This window comes from Helicobacter pylori SA213A, assembly GCF_000476275.1.
In the GTDB taxonomy this organism is placed as follows: Bacteria; Campylobacterota; Campylobacteria; order Campylobacterales; family Helicobacteraceae; genus Helicobacter; species Helicobacter pylori_CL.
The window spans coordinates 1-17,895 of sequence record NZ_CBOM010000001.1 but is presented as its reverse complement, the minus strand read 5'-3'; the positions used below and the strand labels follow the sequence as shown (position 1 = coordinate 17,895).

Genomic DNA, 17,895 nt, shown 5'->3' with positions numbered 1-17,895 from the left:
TAAGGAATAATCAATGGAAAAATATCATAGCGACCAAGAATACGAAGAAATCATCACCGACCAATTAGGCGATATGCAATTAAGGGAAAATTTGCGTTCTGCAATGGATACCTTAAGGGCTAATCGTAAGAATCTCCTTAAAAATCGTTACAGCGAGTGGGAAAATTTAAGGGAATTAGGCAAAGAAGTCAAGCTTAAAATCTTATCCAGGCTTGATGAATATTTGGAATTGTTTGAAAAAAACGCCACTCAAAACGGCTTTAAAATCCATTACGCTAAAGACGGCGATGAAGCTAATGAAATCATTTACAACCTCGCTAAAGAAAAAAATATCAAGCGCATTTTAAAGCAAAAATCCATGGCGAGCGAAGAAATTGGCTTGAACCATTACTTGAAAGAAAAGGGCATTCAAGCGCAAGAAACGGATCTGGGTGAATTGATTATCCAGCTCATCAATGAACACCCCGTGCATATTGTCGTGCCAGCTATCCATAAAAACCGCAAGCAAATCGGTAAAATTTTTGAAGAAAAACTCAACGCCGCTTATGAAGAAGAGCCTGAAAAGCTTAATGCGATCGCCAGAAAACACATGCGCAAAGAATTTGAAAGCTTTAAAATGGGGATTAGTGGGGTTAATTTCGCTATCGCTAACGAAGGAGCGATCTGGTTAGTGGAAAATGAAGGCAATGGCAGAATGAGCACCACCGCATGCGATGTGCATGTCGCAATTTGCGGGATTGAAAAATTAGTAGAAAGCTTTGATGATGCGGCGATTTTAAACAATCTGCTCGCTCCAAGCGCTGTGGGTGTGCCTATCACATGTTATCAAAACATTATCACAGGCCCCAGAAAAGAGGGCGATTTAGACGGCCCTAAAGAAGCCCACATCATTTTATTAGACAACAACCGCTCTAATATTTTGGCTGATGAAAAGTATTATCGCGCTCTTTCATGCATCCGTTGCGGGACTTGCTTGAACCACTGCCCTGTGTATGATAAGATCGGTGGGCATGCTTATCTTTCCACTTATCCTGGCCCTATAGGCGTGGTGGTATCCCCCCAACTCTTTGGCCTGAATAATTACGGGCATATCCCTAATTTGTGCAGTCTTTGCGGGCGTTGCACTGAAGTTTGCCCCGTAGAAATCCCTTTAGCCGAACTCATTAGAGATTTACGATCGGATAAAGTGGGCGAGGGCAGGGGTGTAATTAAGGGGGCTAAAAGCACCCAACACAGCGGGATGGAAAAATTCTCTATGAAAATGTTTGCCAAAATGGCAAGCGATGGGGCTAAGTGGCGTTTCCAATTGAAAATGGCTCAATTTTTCTCGCCTTTAGGCAAGCTTTTAGCTCCCATACTGCCTTTAGTCAAAGAGTGGGCGAGCGTGAGAACCTTACCCAATATGGACACAAGCTTGCATGCAAAAGTCCAGCGCTTAGAAGGGGTGATTTATGAGTAAAGAGCTTATTTTAAAGTGCATTAAAGAAGCCAGAGCCAAGCATGCCATTCAAGGAGCGAACCCTATTTATAGGAATATCATTAAAGTGGAGTTTGAAGACTTGGTGGAAGAATACAAGCATTTCCAGGTGTTGAATAAAGCTGAAGTCATTGAAAGCGCTAAAGAAAATTTAGAGCAAGCCATCTTAAAGGCTTTAGAAAATTTTAAAAGCAAAAAAGTCTTACACTCTACAGATTTGAATTTGAATTTTGAAGCGTTTAAGGATTTTACTTTGCAGCCTTATGATAAAGAAATTGAAGCGATGCGTGAAGAATTGTTTGAGATTGATACGGCTTTATTGCATGGGGTTTGTGGGATTTCAAGCTTGGGCATGATTGGGGCGGTTTCTTCGCATGCAAGCCCGCGATTGCTTTCACTCATCACCCTTAATTGCATCATTTTATTGAAAAAAGAATCCATTGTGCGCAATTTAAGCGAGGGCGTGCAAGCTTTAAAAAACCAGAGTAAAAACGGCGTCTTACCCACAAACATGCTCCTTATTGGCGGGCCTAGCCGGACAGCCGATATTGAATTAAAAACCGTTTTTGGGGTGCATGGGCCTCAAAAAGTCGCTATCATTCTCTACTAAAGGATAAGAATGGAAAAATTAGAAGTAGGGCAATTAGCCCCTGATTTTAGATTGAAAAACAGCGATGGCGTAGAAATTTCTTTAAAAGATTTGCTCCATAAAAAAGTGGTGCTGTATTTCTACCCTAAAGACAACACCCCCGGATGCACTTTAGAAGCCAAAGATTTTAGTGCTCTGTTTAGTGAATTTGAAAAGAAAAACGCTGTTGTCGTAGGCGTAAGCCCTGATAACGCGCAATCGCATCAAAAATTTATCAGCCAATGCTCTTTGAATGTGATTTTGCTCTGCGATGAAGATAAAAAAGCCGCCAATCTTTACAAAGCTTATGGCAAACGCATGCTTTATGGGAAGGAGCATTTGGGGGTTATCCGCTCCACTTTCATTATCAACACGCAAGGCGTTTTAGAAAAATGCTTCTACAATGTCAAAGCGAAAGGCCATGCTCAAAAGGTTTTAGAGAGTTTGTAGTTTAACTCTCTAGATTTCGCCCATTTTAATTTGAGATTTTTTAATTTTAGGCTTTTTAGCTATTCTTTTGCTTTTAAAAACTTGTTTTTTTAAACTCCGTTTTAGTTTGATAATAAAAACTCATAAGGGATAGGGAATGTTTTTGAAACCATTCCCCTACAACCCTAAGATCGCTTTACAAAAAACTATCACCCACTAGCTTTTTTATTATGTTTTTTAAAAAACGCCTTTGAGGATTTTTACAATTTTTATTTTTGTTCAGGCTGCCAAATGGTTTTTTCTGAAGGGGTGCTATCGGCTTCGTTTTGTAAGATTTGTTTTTTAGTTTCGTGGCAAGCCACAAACAATAACGCTAAAATTACAGCTAAAAGAGAAATTCTCATTTCAAGCTCCTTTGAATATTAAAATGCTTACGATAATTATAAAGAAAAAGAGTTAAAGATAGATTAATATTTGGCTCTGTTTTCATCAAATGTCGGCACTCAAAACCTTATTTAACCTTATTATCCTTTAATTTTTAAAACTTTACTTTACACAAAACTCATTCTCTTAAGGGGATAACTGGGGTATTTTGAAATAACTCCCCCCCTACAACCCCCAACTAAATCCCCCTATAGAACGCATTACAAGAAACGATCGCTTGACTAAAGCCTCTTATTATCTTGATTTCAATCAAGCGCGTTGTTTTTTAAGCATGTCAGCGATTAAGAAAGCGAGTTCTAGGGCTTGGGTGGCGTTTAGTCTTGGATCGCATTGCGTATAGTAATGGCAGCTCAAACCCTCTTCGGTGATTGCTTGCGAGCCACCGATACATTCTGTAACATTCTCACCTGTCATTTCCAAATGAACCCCTGAAGCCAAACTCCCTTCAGCCCTATGGATTTCAAAAAAGCTTTTCACTTCATCTAACACGCTATCAAAAGCCCTTGTTTTAACCCCCAAGCTGGTTTTAACCGTGTTGCCATGCATGGGATCAATGCTCCATAAAATATGGCGTTTTTCTTTCAACACCCCTTGTAAAAGCTTAGGCAAGCGCTCTTTAATCATCTTAGAACCCATGCGCACGATCAAATTCAAACGCCCCTTAATGTTGTGCGGGTTTAAAACATCGCACAATTCTAACACTTCGCTCACGCTCGCATTAGGCCCGATTTTCACGCCAATAGGGTTACAAACCCCCCTTAAAAACTCCACATGCGCACCCTTAGGATCTCTTGTCCTTTCGCCAATCCACAGCATGTGCGCGGAGCAATCATAAAACTGGTCAGTCAAACTATCCTTACGCACCAAAGGCTCTTCATAATGGAGCAGTAACGCTTCATGACTGGTGTAAAATTCCACTTCCCTAAGAATAGGCGTTTTTTCTATCTCCACCCCACACGCTTGCATGAACCCTAAAGCTTGCGTGATTCGGTCAGCGATTTGCTGGTATTTTTGCCCGAAGTCGTTGTTTTTGACAAAATCCAAATTGAAACGATGCACTTGCTCTAAATTCGCTAACCCGCCTTGAGCAAAAGCTCTGATAAGGTTTAAAGTCGCTACGCTTTGATGGTAGGCTTTAAGCATTCTTTCAGGCTTTGGCTCTCTTTCTTTTTTGGAAATCCCGTTGATAATATCCCCCCTATAGCTTAGCACTTCTTCATCATCTAGTATTTCAGTCGCATTAGAGCGAGGCTTGGCAAATTGCCCGGCAATGCGCCCCACTTTCACGATCGGTATAGAGCCAGCAAAAGTTAAGACAATCGCCATTTGCATCATCACTTTAAACATGTCTTTAATCCTGTTGGCGCTAAATTGAGAAAACGACTCCGCGCAATCGCCCCCTTGCAACAAAAACGCTTTATTGTTAATGACTTGGGCTAAACGCTCTTGCAAGTTCCTCGCTTCGCCAGCAAACACTAATGGAGGGTAGGAGCGCAATTCTTTTTTGACCCTTTCTAATTCTTGGTTATCTTTATAAGTGGGGTGTTGCTCTATCTTAAAAGAATGCCATGAAGCGGGCGACCAAGTTGTTTTTGACATTTCTACAATCCTTTATTAATCTTTTTTTAAGCGTTATTATAGCTTGTGCGGGTTAAATCGTGGATTTTAGAAAATAAATGCGCGCTAAAAACCACCCCCATAATCTCAAAAAACCCCAATCATAAAAAGCTTTATGCTACAATGAGAGCTCTTTAACACGATAAAAGGGCGGTTTAATAGCATGGCACAAGAAAAAGCGGTCATCAAAGATCCTAAAAAACTCAACGCGTTTGATTTGCGTTGGATGGCGTCTTTATTTGGCACGGCGGTGGGGGCTGGGATTTTATTTTTGCCTATTAGAGCCGGTGGGCATGGGATATGGGCTATTGTGGTGATGAGCGCGATCATCTTCCCTTTAACTTATCTGGGGCATAGAGCTTTAGCTTATTTCATAGGATCTAAAGATAAAGAAGACATTACCATGGTCGTTCGCTCTCATTTTGGCGCTCAATGGGGTTTTCTTATCACTTTGCTTTATTTCTTGGCGATTTATCCTATTTGTTTGGCTTATGGGGTGGGTATCACTAATGTGTTTGATCATTTTTTCACTAACCAGTTACATTTAGCGCCTTTTCATCGGGGCTTACTGGCTGTAGCGCTAGTCTCTTTAATGATGCTTGTAATGGTCTTTAACGCTATGATTGTTACGCGCATTTGTAACGCTTTAGTGTATCCTTTATGCTTGATTTTATTGCTTTTTTCTTTGTATCTTATCCCTTATTGGCAAGGCGCTAATCTTTTTGTGGTGCCGAGTTTCAAAGAATTTGTGTTAGCGATTTGGCTAACCTTACCGGTGCTTGTGTTTTCATTCAACCATAGCCCCATCATTTCAACTTTCACCCAAAATGTGGAAAAAGAATACGGCGCTTTCAAAGAGTATAAACTCAATCAAATTGAATTAGGGACATCGCTGATGCTTTTGGGGTTTGTGATGTTTTTTGTGTTTTCGTGCGTCATGTGCTTGAATGCTGATGATTTTGTGAAAGCAAGGGAACAAAACATCCCCATTTTAAGCTATTTTGCTAACACTTTAAACAACCCTTTAATCAATTATGCGGGGCCTGTGGTGGCTTTTTTAGCGATTTTTTCATCTTTTTTTGGGCATTATTATGGGGCTAAGGAGGGTTTAGAGGGCATTATTATTCAAAGTTTAAAATTGAAAAAAGCTTCTAAACCCTTGAGTATTAGCGTAACGATTTTTTTATGGCTGACTATCACGCTTGTGGCTTATATTAACCCTAATATCTTGGATTTTATTGAAAATTTAGGCGGCCCCATTATCGCGCTCATTCTGTTTGTGATGCCCATGATAGCTTTTTATAGCGTTTCTAGTTTGAAGCGTTTTAGAAATTTCAAAGTGGATATTTTTGTGTTTATTTTTGGGAGCTTGACGGCTTTGAGCGTGTTTTTAGGACTATTTTAATGGCTAGTTTTTCTATTTTATCCATTTTTAAAATCGGCGTGGGGCCTAGCTCTTCACACACTATAGGGCCTATGGAAGCGGGAGCGAGATTTTGCGAGTCGTTAAAAGGCGTTTTAGAGCAGGTTGTGCGCGTTCAAATCACCTTGCATGGCTCATTAGCTTTAACCGGTAAAGGGCATTTGAGCGATGAGGCGGTTTTAATTGGCTTGCATGGCATTTACGCTAACGAATTAGAGTTAACAACCAAAAAAGCCTTATTGCATGAAGCGCTTGAAAACAAGGTTTTAAAACTCGCTAACCAGCATCGCATTCATTTTGATTATTCTAAAGATTTGATTTTTGACAACAAACCTTTAGCCAGACACCAAAACGCTCTCATTCTAAAAGCTTTTAACTCTAAAAATGAAGTTTTAAAAGAAGAGACTTATTATTCTGTCGGTGGAGGGTTTGTCTATACTGAAAAAGAATTAGACAACTTGTCTGAAGAGGACGGGAATGGAAGTATTGCTTATGATTTTTCAAGCGCTAAGGAATTGCTAGAATTATGCCAAAAACACCAAAAAAACATCGCTGAAATCGTGCGTTTGAGAGAATATGCCCTGAAAAACCGCCCTGATGCAACGATGGTTAAAATTTATCATGCGATGCTTGAGTGTTATGATAATGGGGCTAATTCTAAAGAAAAGTATCTGCCTGGTTCTTTGAGAGTAACACGATTAGCCCCAAGCATTAAAGTGCGTTTAGAAAAACACCCCACAAGCGGGAAAGATCCCTTAGCGTTGATTGATTACATTTCGCTTTACGCTCGCGCCATTGCTGAAGAAAACGCTAGTGGAGGCAAGGTGGTAACCGCCCCCACTAATGGAGCGTGTGCGGTGGTGCCAAGCGTGCTTTTATACGCTAAAAACCATTTGTTTGAAAATTTATCGCAAAAGGCCATCAATGATTTTTTACTCACCAGCGCGGCGATTGGCTATCTTTACAAGAAAAACGCTTCCTTGAGCGGTGCAGAAGCGGGGTGTCAGGCTGAAATTGGCGTGGCAAGCTCTATGGCTGCGGGGGGGTTAGCTCATTTGTGCCAAGCGACCACGCAACAGGTTTTGATCGCTAGTGAAATCGCTATGGAGCACCATTTAGGATTGACATGCGATCCGGTGGGGGGCTTGGTGCAAATCCCTTGCATTGAACGCAATGTTTTAGGAGCGATTAAAGCGATCAGCGCTTCTAAACTGGCTTTAGAAGATGAATACAAGCCTAAAGTGAGCCTAGATGAAGTGATCGCTACGATGTATGCGACCGGGAAAGACATGAATGAAAAATACAAAGAGACTTCGTTAGGGGGGTTAGCTAAAACCTTAAAATGCTAAGGGATAAAATAAACCTTTAGGGGTTTTAAGTTCCTAAAAAGGCTTTGTTTTTATCAAATGCAAATAAATCTTATCCAATTTTAATATCCTTCAAAAATTTTTAAACATAGGGTTTTAAAGCGTTATTGCATCGTTTTGGATTCCATTTTGTAGTAAAAAGTTTATTTAAAACTCATAAAAGGATAGGAAGCATTTTGAAATCATTCCCCTAACCCCCCAAAACTCCCCATAACCCTATAAAAGTGCGTCATGAAAAACTATCACTCTCTACGCAGGCTCTTTTATTTTGATGGCAAAAACACTCAAAGGCATCAATTTGATTACCAACACTCCATTAAAATATTTTTACACGCTCTATGAAATGCGTTGGCATGTCTTATGTTTAACTCTATCAACCATTATATTCAAAGATTTTTGCGCAACAAAACCTTAAGCTAATTATTACCAATCGTTACCACAAAAGAAAGCCAAAAAGTTTAAAGATTCTAAAAAAGCGGTGGTTTTTCAAGAGATAGCCTTAACATAAGACAGAGTGATAGAAAGCTAAAAGCCTAAAAAGGAGTGCTTAAGAAACTTATTTAAAGCCCCCTACTCAAAAGTAAGCTAGGGCTGTTTTGCTATTTTTCAGACTTACTAGAGTCGCTAATTTGTTTTTCAAACTCTTGTTGCAAGGCTTGTTGTTGCCTTTCTTTCTTTGAAAGGCGGCGTTTTTTCTTAGACTTTTTCTCTTTTTTTGAAGAAGTCTCTGGCTCTTTTGAAGCTGTTTCTTTGAGTGCGTTAGCATTGGTCGTAGAATCTAGATCCGGGTTAGAAGAAGTCTGTGTTTTCTTAGAAGAGCTTATAAATTCAGGGCTATCAGTATGGCTTTCAAGCTCCCCACTGCTCCTCTTTTGAAACGCTGCCTTAGTGTCTTTCTCAGCTTGTTCTTCCATTTTCTTAAAAGTGGCTGCATCCAGTTTTCTAGCCTTTTCTTTTTGGCTCACCCTAACCATGCTGATCAAATATTTGATATACCCATCATACATATCCCCAAACTGCTCATGCAAAGCCCCAAAATCCGAGCCTTTGTAAAGCCAATTGAACAAGGGGAGTGAAAGCTCTGTCCCTAAGTCTTTAAGCACATGTTTATAAAACTTTTCTCTGTCATTCACCACAAAAGAAACCTTACCATCTTTATGCTCATAATAACAGACCTTTTGCTCCACACAGCTTTCCAAACTCCCCTTAAAGAAAGCTCCAAAAGCGGATAAATCGCCCTTACTCATCTTGGTTTCAGAATACTGGTTAAAATTCTTCACGCGCTCTTTTTCCAAATTAACCATGCTCTTTAAAACCCTCTTGCGGTCTTTTTTCACATTCCCTGTGGAGCTTTCAGAAAACATAACATTGGGATCAACTGTAGTGTTAATAGTGGCAGAATCCGTTTCTGCTCTCAACAAAAAAGTCGTAGCCGCTAAAAAAAATAAAATCCGTTTCACACCAAACTCCTAATTAATATATAACCGCAACAAAAATAGATACCGTTCTTCATAAAAGCTCTCTTTTGAAATATTCTATTGATAAAAAACCACCTAGAATTCAAGCTGTCTTAGCCGTCTTAAAATACAGACTTTCAAAGGGTCTTTACTATTGGGTATGATACTATAAATATCCAAAAAATACAAACACTCCAAAAACTTTAACCCTAAAAATTTGAGACGCTCTTTACAGCTAAAGGATTTGAGAGCAACAAAGCCCACCCACCAAGCAAATAGCCTCTATTTTAAGAGTCAATACCTAAACGCTATGACAGAATTATAACAAAAAAAACGCCTTACATCCCCCTAGCCAAAAGCTAGGGACTTATGGCGTGGTTTTACAAAAATCAAAAAAAGTTAGCACACCCTAAGCGTTAATGCTTATGATGGCTTGGTTTTTTCCCTTTTTTCCCTTTTTTTCATGGTCATGAAAAGGGCCTTCGCATGCGCAATCATGCAAATCTAGCCCTTCTTCACGATACTCTTTCATGGTCATTGTTTTCTTTTTGTTAGCAATCACTTCAAGAATTTCTTTTTTACGCTTGTTGCGATCTTCTTGGCTTAAAGAAGCTAAATTCTTATCCATCGCTTTCTTAAAATCCGCTTTATAACTTTTACGATCTTCTTCTTTCATCGCCGCTAATCGTTTATTGACTTCTGCGCGAAACTCCGGGACTTCGCTAGGAGCGACTTTCCCTGCTTGCTCTAATAGTTGCTGATTATCCATGCTCTTAAAATCACTCGCATTCAAAAAAAGCCCCAAAAAAGTCCCTGTAAATAATAAAGAAACCGCTAATTTTTTCATCAAATGCTCCCAATTCAAAAATAAAGAATAAATTCTATCATCTGGTTGATTAAAGATAACTTATAGCGTTTTAATAGCAAATTGATTTTTAGATTTTATGATCAGCACTCTATTATAAAACAGCTAACCTATATCCCTTATTTTTAAAAATAATGAACTCATTTTTGATTTTTCAAAGACTTGTCTGTGTGCGGTTGTTGGTGAATTCAATTGCTTATAAAGATTGCGATTGTTTGTAAGGATTACGATTTAATTTTTACTGAGTGGCCGTATTGATTAAGCAACGGCTTTGATACAAGAAAATCATAAAAGGCCATAAAGAGCAAAAGCCCTTTTCTATGCCCCCCCATAAATTAACCCTAAAACACCTTAAAAGCTTACAATGTAACGCCAATAAAAGGCATAGGGGCGGTGAAAGGTGAATTTATAAGTAACCCCTTCAGGAACATTATCCGCGCTAGCGGTATAATAATTGTTGCGAATGGTTTGGATTTTCAAGCCAATTTCAAAACCTTGGTGTTTCGTGCCTAAGCGAATCCCTCCATTCACTAAGACCTGGAAATTCGATGGGTGGAAACTCCCTCTATACTCTTCAGCTAAGTCCTTAAAATAATAGTTTGTTGGACCCCAAGAGGTACCGCCGATCGCAACGCCAAGAAAAAACCCAAAATGCAAGTTCTCACGATTGAAAATAGCTGGGTTAAACAACACATCTGTGCCAGCCCCATAGCCAAACATGAAACTTTGAGAACCCTTGCGAGCGTCTCTCATGCCATAATCATTATAAGTGTAATACTTATAATAAGAGCTTGCAAAATCAAAGAATCCGTAATAACGCATTCCAAATTGCGGGGCTTTCTTAAAAAAATGCTTATACCCTACAACAAACCCAAAACCATTGATAGCGTATTGTTGGTTACTCAAGCCCTTATACCCACGAGTCCCTAGAGCACCATGGGTAAGCCCTCCTGTTGGATTGCTTGCTGTGGGCATGTTAGGCGTGTTAGAGCCATAAGCCCCACTTTGATTACCATTACAATTCCCATGGGAACAATTTTGAGCGGTAGTGCTGAGCATACCTAACTGGTAATCAATCCCTATAAAAGCAGCATTTCTTTCACCTTTTTTGGTAGGGCTAGTCTTAATAGCTTTTTCTTGCTTAGGGGTCTCTGCTGACAACAAGCTTGTCATCGCTAGAGAGATAGCACCTACTATAACAGATTTCTTCATGTATTCCTTCCTTCTACATTTTCTCTACTTGAGTTCTAAATGCTACATTCTACTATAAAATTGCTTTCTTTTTGATTAAATATAGCGATTGAATGAGAATAAATTGAAACAAAAATCAATTTTAGGAACTTTTTAGTAAAAATTCCTAAATCCTCTCACCTTTTTTAGGCTAAAACTAAAACCTAACAGCCAATAGAGATTAAAGATGCTCTTTCACGCTCTCTAACACGCTCTTAAAGGCTTGCATGTCATTCATCGCCATGTCTGCTAAAACCTTGCGGTCTAATTCAATGTTAGCCACTTTTAAAGCATGCATGAAACGCGAATAGCTTGTTTCATACATTCTGCAAGCCGCATTAATCCTTACCACCCACAAACTCCTGAACTCTCTTTTCTTTTGTTTGCGATCCCTAAAAGCGTAATACATGCTTCTTTCAAGCTGTTCTTTAGCCTTTCTAAAATGCTTTCTTCTGCCACTATAAAACCCTCTAGCGAGTTTTAAGACTTTTTTGTGGCGTCTTCTGCGCACAACGCCTGTTTTAACTCTCATTTCTTTACCTTTCTTTTTAAAATATTTTTAGGTGCGTTTTTTAAACGACTTTCCCTTAAACAAGGGGATTAACTCCACTTTCTAATTAACATTCTTAAGCCCTGCAAAGCAACGACATGACAGAATGCGCGTTAGTGTGATGCACATGTTTTGGCGCGTTTAAATTGGCTTTACGCTTAGGGCTTTTTTTAGTCAAAATATGGCTTTTAAAAGCGCTGCCACGCTTAATCAAGTTCTTTTTAACTTTAAAACGCTTAGACGCGCCGCGATTAGTCTTCATTTTTGGCATGATTTTCTCCTTTCATAAGGTTAATACGATTAAAAGGCGGGTTATTTTCTTTGGTTTTCTTTTCGTTTTTGGGGGTTTCTTTAGCCTTAGGCACAAACATCCACGAAACGAAACGCCCCTCGGTTTTTGGCTCTTTTTCAGGGTTGGCTAAATCTTGCATCATCGTTTGGACTCTAAAAAGCACATCCAACCCGGCTTTTGAATTTTGACTCTCCCTACCCTTTAAAACCACTTTGAATTTGACATGCTTATTGGCTTCAATAAATTCCCTCGCATGCTTGACTTTATAGTTAATATCGTTTTGCGCGATTTGAGTGGAAAGCTTGATCTCTTTGATTTCAATTTGCTTTTGCTTTTTCTTGGCTTCCTTGATTTTCTTTTCATTCTGGTAGCGGAATTTATTATAATCCATCACCTTACACACGGGAGGTTTCGCGCTCGCTGAAATCAAAACCAAATCCAAACCTAAATTTTGAGCGATATTGAGCGCTTCTTTAGAAGAAATAATCCCATACACTTCGCCATTATCGCCCACGCAACGCACTTCTTTAAAATTAATGTCTCCGTTTAACAACACTTCGTTTCTACTCAAAAACTAACCTCTTGCATCTTAGATTCAACCATGTTTAAAAACTCCTTTAAGGGCATTTTATATTGAGCTTGTTTTTCTCTGTCTCTAATGGATAAAATTTCGGTCTCCACCTCTTCATTCCCTAACACTAAAATCATAGGGATTTTTTGCTTTTCGGCTAATCGCACCTTTTTATTCAAGCTGTCGTTTTTATCCAGCACTTCTACAAAAATATCGCGCTCTTTTAATTCCTCTTTTAATTTCAAAGCAAAAACATGATGCTCCTCATTAATAGGAATGAGAGCGATTTGAGTGGGCGCGACAAAGAAAGGGAAATTCCCCCCAAAATGTTCGCTCAAAATCGCAATAAACCTTTCAAACGAGCCTAAAATCGCTCTGTGGATCATCACCGGCTGTTCAGCGTGATTGTGTTCATTAATGAAAGCGAGCTTGAAGCGTTCAGGCAAATTCATATCCACTTGAATCGTGCCGCACTGCCATTTACGCTTTAAAGCATCAGTGATTTTAATGTCAATCTTAGGCCCATAGAAAGCCCCTCCCCCTTCATCAATCTTATAATCAATGCGGTGCTCTTTTAGGGCTTCTTTTAAAGCGTTAGTGGCCTTTTCCCAAACTTCATCATCGCCTATGGATTTAGCCGGTCTAGTGGATAATTCCATTTCATAGCTAAAGTTAAACGCTTTCATGATCTTATGCGTAAAATCTAAAATCGCGCTCACTTCGCTTTGGATCTGTTCAAAAGAGCAAAAAATATGTGCATCGTCTTGGGTAAATTCCCTAACCCTTAAAAGCCCATGCAACACGCCGCTTTTTTCATGCCGATGCACCACGCCGTATTCATAAAATCTTAAAGGCAAATCTCTGTAGCTGTGTAAAGCACTTTGATAGACTTTAATATGCCCCACGCAGTTCATAGGCTTTATGCCGTATTCTTGCTCATCAATCGTGGTGAAATACATGTTTTCTTTGTAATTGTCATAATGCCCGCTGATTTTCCACACATCGCTTTTTAAAATCTCAGGGCCTTTGACCGGCTCATAGCCTCTTAAAAGTAACGCCTTACTCAATAAATCTTCTATGCGCTTCCTAAGTCTTGCCCCTTTAGGCAGCCATAAAGGCAAGCCCGCTCCTATTTCATCATCAAAGCTAAAAAGCCCTAGCTCCACACCTAGCTTTCTGTGATCCCGTTTTTTCGCTTCTTCTATTTGGAAAAGATAGTCTTTTAAGCCCTCTTTGGTGGCAAAAGCGATGCCATAGATTCTAATGAGCATTTCATTGTTTTCATCGCCGCCCAAATAAGCCCCAGCCAATTTAGTGAGCTTGAAATGGTTTAAAAAACGGGTGTTTGGGAGGTGAGGCCCCTTACACAAATCTTCAAACTCGCCTTGTTGATACACGCCAAATATATCGCCACTGATTTTACTCATCACCGCATGCTTTAATTCATCGCCCTTAAAACGCTCCAAGGCTTGCTCTCTGGTTAAAACCTCTTTAGTGATAGCAAGCTTTGATTTTGCAAACTCTTTCATCTTCGCTTCAATTTTAGGCAAATCTTCTTCGCTGATTTTTGAAGCGGTTTTGAAATCATAATAAAAGCCTTCTTCCACCACAGGGCCTACAAAAAATTTCGCATCCGGATAAAGGGCTTTCAAGCTTTGTGCAAGCAAGTGCGCGCATGAATGCCTAATCACTTCTAAAGCCAAAGGCGAATCATCAAAAAATATCGGCTCGCTCCCTTTTAACGCCTTAACCCCATCGCTCAGTCCTAAGACTTTTGCGCTCTCTAAATCTATTATTTGCTCGTCTTTATAAACGGCAATCAGTTCCGCACTCATTCTTTAAAACTTATGTTTCCTTTCTTTAAACCTTAAAATTTAACAATCTTTTGAGCCAAACCCGCATTGCACTTGCGAATCCACTTTCTCAGCTTTAGGGTCGCTCATAGGCTTTAAACACGCTTGTAAAAACACCATACAAAGCAAATTCAATAACAACCGCCTATACAAAACTACCCTTTCTATTCAAAAATACCTAGCTAACTGACTATTATACAATAAAATCATAAACCAAAAAATACCCCCTATTGGAAAGCTTAGAATACAAACTAGCTAAAACTAAAGCTCTATCATGCTATCATTATCATATTTTTGTTTTAAAAGACTTAATGATAATTTTAAGGGAGTTTTGTGCGATATATCAAGTTTTTCAAAGAGTTGAATAATAAAAATGTGAATCTGGTTGGGGGCAAGAACGCTAGCATTGGCGAGATGTTTCAAGAATTAGTGCCGATTGGGATTAAAGTGCCTGATGGCTTTGCGATCACTAGCGAAGCGTATTGGTATCTTTTAGAGCAAGGGGGGGCTAAACAAAAAATCATAGAGCTTTTAGAAAATGTTGATGCCACGGAAATTGATGTGCTTAAAATCCGCTCCAAACAAATCAGAGAGCTTATTTTTGGCACGCCTTTTCCAAGCGATTTAAGAGATGAGATTTTCCAAGCTTATGAAATTTTAAGCCAGCAATACCACATGAAAGAAGCCGATGTGGCTGTAAGAAGCTCCGCTACTGCAGAAGATTTGCCGGACGCTTCTTTTGCCGGGCAGCAAGACACTTATTTAAACATTAAGGGTAAAACAGAATTGATCCACTATATCAAATCTTGTTTAGCATCGCTTTTTACCGATAGAGCGATTAGTTATAGAGCGAGTCGTGGGTTTGATCATTTAAAAGTCGCACTCAGCGTGGGGGTGCAAAAAATGGTGCGAGCGGATAAAGGCAGCGCAGGCGTGATGTTTTCTATTGACACTGAAACCGGTTTTAAAGACGCGGTGTTTATCACTTCAGCGTGGGGGTTAGGCGAAAATGTGGTGGGTGGCACGATAAACCCTGATGAATTTTATGTGTTTAAGCCTACTTTAGAGCAAAACAAACGCCCCATTATCAAACGCCAACTCGGCAATAAAACGCAAAAAATGGTCTATGCCCCAAGGGGTAGCGAACACCCTACTAGAAACATTAAAACCACCAAAAAAGAATGGCAATCCTTTTCATTGAGCGATGAAGACGTGCTGATTTTAGCCAAATACGCCATTGAAATTGAAAAACACTACTCTAAAGAAGCCAAACAATACCGCCCCATGGATATAGAATGGGCTAAAGATGGCGATAGTGGGGAAATCTTTATCGTTCAAGCGCGCCCAGAAACCGTTCAAAGCCAAAAAAGTAAAGAAGAAAATCAAGTCTTTGAAAAATTCAAATTCAAAAACCCTAACGAAAAGAAAGAAATTATCTTGCAAGGCAGAGCGATTGGGAGTAAAATTGGCTCAGGGAAAGTGCGCATCATCAATGATTTAGAACACATGAATTCTTTTAAAGAGGGCGAAATTTTAGTTACGGATAATACCGATCCGGATTGGGAGCCTTGCATGAAAAAAGCGAGCGCGGTTATCACTAATCGTGGAGGGCGCACTTGCCATGCGGCGATTGTGGCGAGAGAAATTGGCGTGCCAGCCATTGTTGGGGTGAGCGGGGCGACTGATAGCCTTTATACCGGCATGGAAATCACGGTTTCTTGCGCTGAGGGCGAAGAGGGCTATGTGTATGCGGGCATTTATGAGCATGAAATTGAAAGGGTGGAGCTTTCTAACATGCAAGAAACCCAAACAAAAATTTATATCAATATTGGAAACCCTGAAAAAGCCTTTGGCTTTTCTCAGCTCCCTAATCACGGCGTAGGGCTGGCCAGAATGGAAATGATTATTTTAAATCAAATCAAAGCCCACCCTTTAGCCTTAGTGGATTTGCACCACAAAAAAAGCGTGAAAGAAAAAAATGAAATTGAAAACCTCATGGCAGGCTATGCTAACCCTAAAGATTTTTTTGTGAAAAAAATCGCTGAAGGCATTGGCATGATCAGTGCGGCGTTTTACCCTAAACCTGTCATTGTGAGAACGAGCGATTTCAAATCCAATGAATACATGCGCATGCTTGGCGGCTCTAGCTATGAACCCAATGAAGAAAACCCCATGCTTGGCTATAGGGGGGCTAGTCGGTATTATTCAGAAAGCTATAACGAAGCGTTTTCGTGGGAGTGTGAAGCCTTAGCGTTAGTAAGGGAAGAAATGGGCTTAACGAACATGAAAGTGATGATCCCTTTTTTGCGCACCATTGAAGAGGGTAAAAAAGTCCTAGAAATCTTAAGAAAAAACAATTTAGAATCCGGTAAAAACGGGCTTGAAATTTATATCATGTGTGAATTACCGGTGAATGTCATTTTGGCTGATGATTTCTTAAGCTTGTTTGATGGCTTTTCTATTGGCTCTAATGATTTAACCCAGCTCACTTTAGGCGTGGATAGAGACAGCGAATTAGTCAGCCATGTCTTTGATGAAAGGAATGAAGCGATGCTAAGAATGTTTAAAAAAGCGATTGAAGCTTGTAAAAGGCACAACAAATATTGCGGGATTTGTGGGCAAGCCCCAAGCGATTACCCTGAAGTAACAGAGTTTTTAGTCAAAGAGGGCATCACTTCCATTTCTTTAAACCCTGATAGCGTGATCCCCACTTGGAACGCTGTAGCCAAGTTAGAAAAAGAGTTGAAAGAACATGGCTTAACTTGATAATAAAGGGGTTGATCTAACTTGAGTGGATTTTTCGTATTAGTTTCCATGATATAATTTAGAGATTTGATGGGTAAGATTGTTTTTTGAAAAAAGGTTGGTAATGGAATCAGTAAAAATAGGAAAAACAAATAAGGTTGGCAAGAACACAGAGATGGTTAACGCAAAGGCAAATAAAGAGACTCATTTTAAACAAGTGAGTGCCATTACAAATATAATCAGATCAATTGGTGGGTTTTTTACAAAGATTATGAAGAGAGTTAGAGAACTTGTAAAAAAACACCCCAAGAAAAGCAAGGCGGCATTAGTAGTATTAACCCATGCTGCATGCAAGAGGGCAAAAGAATTAGACGATAAAGTCCAAGATAAATCCAAACAGGCTGAAAAAGAAAATCAAATCAATTGGTGGAAATATTCAGGATTAACAATAGCGACAAGTTTATTATTAGCCGCTTGTAATGTTGGTGATATTGATAAACAAATAGAGTTAGAACAAGAAAAACAAAAAGCAAATAAGAGTGGGATAGAGTTAGAACAAGAAAGACAGAAAACAGAACAAGAAAGACAAAAGACAAATAAGAGTGGGATAGAGTTAGAACAAGAAAGACAGAAAACAAACAAGAGTGGGATAGAACTCGCTAATAGTCAAATAAAAGCAGAACAAGAAAGACAAAAGACAGAACAAGAAAAACAAAAAGCAAATAAGAGTGGGATAGAGTTAGAACAGCAAAAACAAAAGACAATTAATACACAAAGAGATTTGATTAAAGAACAGAAAGATTTCATTAAAGAAACAGAACAAAATTGCCAAGAAAAACATGGTCAATTATTTATTAAAAGAGCAAGAATTAAGACCGGTATTACTACCGGTATTGCTATAGAAATAGAAGCTGAATGCAAAACCCCTAAACCTGCAAAAACAAACC

The 17,895-nt window shown here is 39.3% G+C and carries 16 protein-coding genes and 2 pseudogenes; 8 read left to right on the top strand and 10 right to left on the bottom strand.

Annotated elements, in window-relative coordinates:
- Positions 1 to 13: 13 nt before the first annotated feature.
- From QT74_RS00090 to QT74_RS00080, 3 genes are read left to right on the top strand one after another with little or no spacing between them, the layout of a single operon-like run.
- On the top strand, positions 14 to 1,459 hold the full coding sequence (locus QT74_RS00090) for a LutB/LldF family L-lactate oxidation iron-sulfur protein (RefSeq protein ID WP_033763712.1): 1,446 nt from the start codon (positions 14 to 16) through the stop codon (positions 1,457 to 1,459).
- The gene (locus QT74_RS00085; protein ID WP_033763711.1) at positions 1,452 to 2,087 is read left to right on the top strand and encodes a LutC/YkgG family protein; all 636 of its coding nucleotides are present in this window, start codon (positions 1,452 to 1,454) and stop codon (positions 2,085 to 2,087) included. The genes QT74_RS00090 and QT74_RS00085 overlap by 8 nt, the downstream gene beginning before the upstream one ends.
- A 9-nt stretch (positions 2,088 to 2,096) precedes the next feature.
- On the top strand, positions 2,097 to 2,555 hold the full coding sequence (locus QT74_RS00080) for a peroxiredoxin (RefSeq protein ID WP_033763710.1): 459 nt from the start codon (positions 2,097 to 2,099) through the stop codon (positions 2,553 to 2,555).
- Between the two features lie 248 nt (positions 2,556 to 2,803).
- On the opposite strand, the gene QT74_RS08780 is transcribed toward QT74_RS00080, so the two are convergent.
- Together QT74_RS08780 and QT74_RS00070 are read right to left on the bottom strand one after the other, a co-directional pair.
- On the bottom strand, positions 2,804 to 2,938 hold the full coding sequence (locus tag QT74_RS08780) for a hypothetical protein (protein ID WP_001222899.1): 135 nt from the start codon (positions 2,936 to 2,938) through the stop codon (positions 2,804 to 2,806).
- Positions 2,939 to 3,227: 289 nt separating this feature from the next.
- The gene (locus QT74_RS00070; protein WP_033763709.1) at positions 3,228 to 4,577 is read right to left on the bottom strand and encodes a class II 3-deoxy-7-phosphoheptulonate synthase; all 1,350 of its coding nucleotides are present in this window, start codon (positions 4,575 to 4,577) and stop codon (positions 3,228 to 3,230) included.
- A gap of 181 nt (positions 4,578 to 4,758) precedes the next feature.
- Between QT74_RS00070 and QT74_RS00065 the strand changes: the two genes are divergently transcribed.
- Positions 4,759 to 6,000, top strand: coding sequence for a serine/threonine transporter (locus QT74_RS00065; protein ID WP_033763708.1), 1,242 nt, complete (start codon positions 4,759 to 4,761; stop codon positions 5,998 to 6,000).
- A complete protein-coding gene (locus tag QT74_RS00060) occupies positions 6,000 to 7,367 on the top strand; it encodes an L-serine ammonia-lyase (RefSeq protein ID WP_033763707.1) in 1,368 nt (455 codons plus the stop codon). Before QT74_RS00065 ends, QT74_RS00060 begins: the two co-directional genes overlap by 1 nt.
- A 617-nt stretch (positions 7,368 to 7,984) precedes the next feature.
- Here the strand turns inward: QT74_RS00060 and QT74_RS00055 are convergent.
- Positions 7,985 to 8,845, bottom strand: a complete 861-nt coding sequence (locus tag QT74_RS00055; protein ID WP_033763705.1) for a hypothetical protein — start codon at positions 8,843 to 8,845, stop codon at positions 7,985 to 7,987.
- Here QT74_RS00055 and QT74_RS08860 point away from each other — a divergent pair.
- Positions 8,769 to 8,959 (top strand): annotated as a pseudogene (locus QT74_RS08860) (hypothetical protein). The gene QT74_RS00055 and the pseudogene QT74_RS08860 sit on opposite strands and share 77 nt — an antisense overlap.
- A gap of 299 nt (positions 8,960 to 9,258) precedes the next feature.
- Here QT74_RS08860 and QT74_RS00050 read toward each other — a convergent pair.
- The 7 genes and pseudogenes from QT74_RS00050 to QT74_RS08775 form a co-directional block, all read right to left on the bottom strand.
- Positions 9,259 to 9,689, bottom strand: a pseudogene (locus QT74_RS00050) (DUF1104 domain-containing protein).
- A gap of 369 nt (positions 9,690 to 10,058) precedes the next feature.
- Positions 10,059 to 10,919: an outer membrane protein gene (locus QT74_RS00040; protein WP_000750179.1), complete on the bottom strand. Its 861-nt coding sequence runs from the start codon at positions 10,917 to 10,919 to the stop codon at positions 10,059 to 10,061.
- 199 nt (positions 10,920 to 11,118) lie between these two features.
- Positions 11,119 to 11,469, bottom strand: coding sequence for a 50S ribosomal protein L20 (rplT, locus tag QT74_RS00035; protein WP_033763703.1), 351 nt, complete (start codon positions 11,467 to 11,469; stop codon positions 11,119 to 11,121).
- Between the two features lie 94 nt (positions 11,470 to 11,563).
- A complete protein-coding gene (gene rpmI, locus QT74_RS00030) occupies positions 11,564 to 11,758 on the bottom strand; it encodes a 50S ribosomal protein L35 (protein ID WP_001125542.1) in 195 nt (64 codons plus the stop codon).
- The gene (gene infC, locus QT74_RS00025; protein ID WP_000089212.1) at positions 11,739 to 12,350 is read right to left on the bottom strand and encodes a translation initiation factor IF-3; all 612 of its coding nucleotides are present in this window, start codon (positions 12,348 to 12,350) and stop codon (positions 11,739 to 11,741) included. The genes rpmI and infC overlap by 20 nt, the downstream gene beginning before the upstream one ends.
- Positions 12,347 to 14,185 carry a threonine--tRNA ligase gene (gene thrS, locus QT74_RS00020; protein WP_033763701.1) on the bottom strand — a complete coding sequence of 613 codons (1,839 nt, stop codon included), beginning with the start codon at positions 14,183 to 14,185 and terminating at the stop codon, positions 12,347 to 12,349. Before thrS ends, infC begins: the two co-directional genes overlap by 4 nt.
- Before the next feature lie 39 nt (positions 14,186 to 14,224).
- On the bottom strand, positions 14,225 to 14,356 hold the full coding sequence (locus QT74_RS08775) for a hypothetical protein (protein WP_001892720.1): 132 nt from the start codon (positions 14,354 to 14,356) through the stop codon (positions 14,225 to 14,227).
- A gap of 180 nt (positions 14,357 to 14,536) precedes the next feature.
- Between QT74_RS08775 and ppsA the strand changes: the two genes are divergently transcribed.
- Both ppsA and QT74_RS00005 read left to right on the top strand, forming a co-directional pair.
- Positions 14,537 to 16,969, top strand: a complete 2,433-nt coding sequence (gene ppsA, locus QT74_RS00010; RefSeq protein WP_033763700.1) for a pyruvate, water dikinase — start codon at positions 14,537 to 14,539, stop codon at positions 16,967 to 16,969.
- 103 nt (positions 16,970 to 17,072) lie between these two features.
- A partial coding sequence (locus QT74_RS00005; RefSeq protein ID WP_033763699.1) for a DUF874 family protein occupies positions 17,073 to 17,895 on the top strand: 823 nt, incomplete at its 3' end.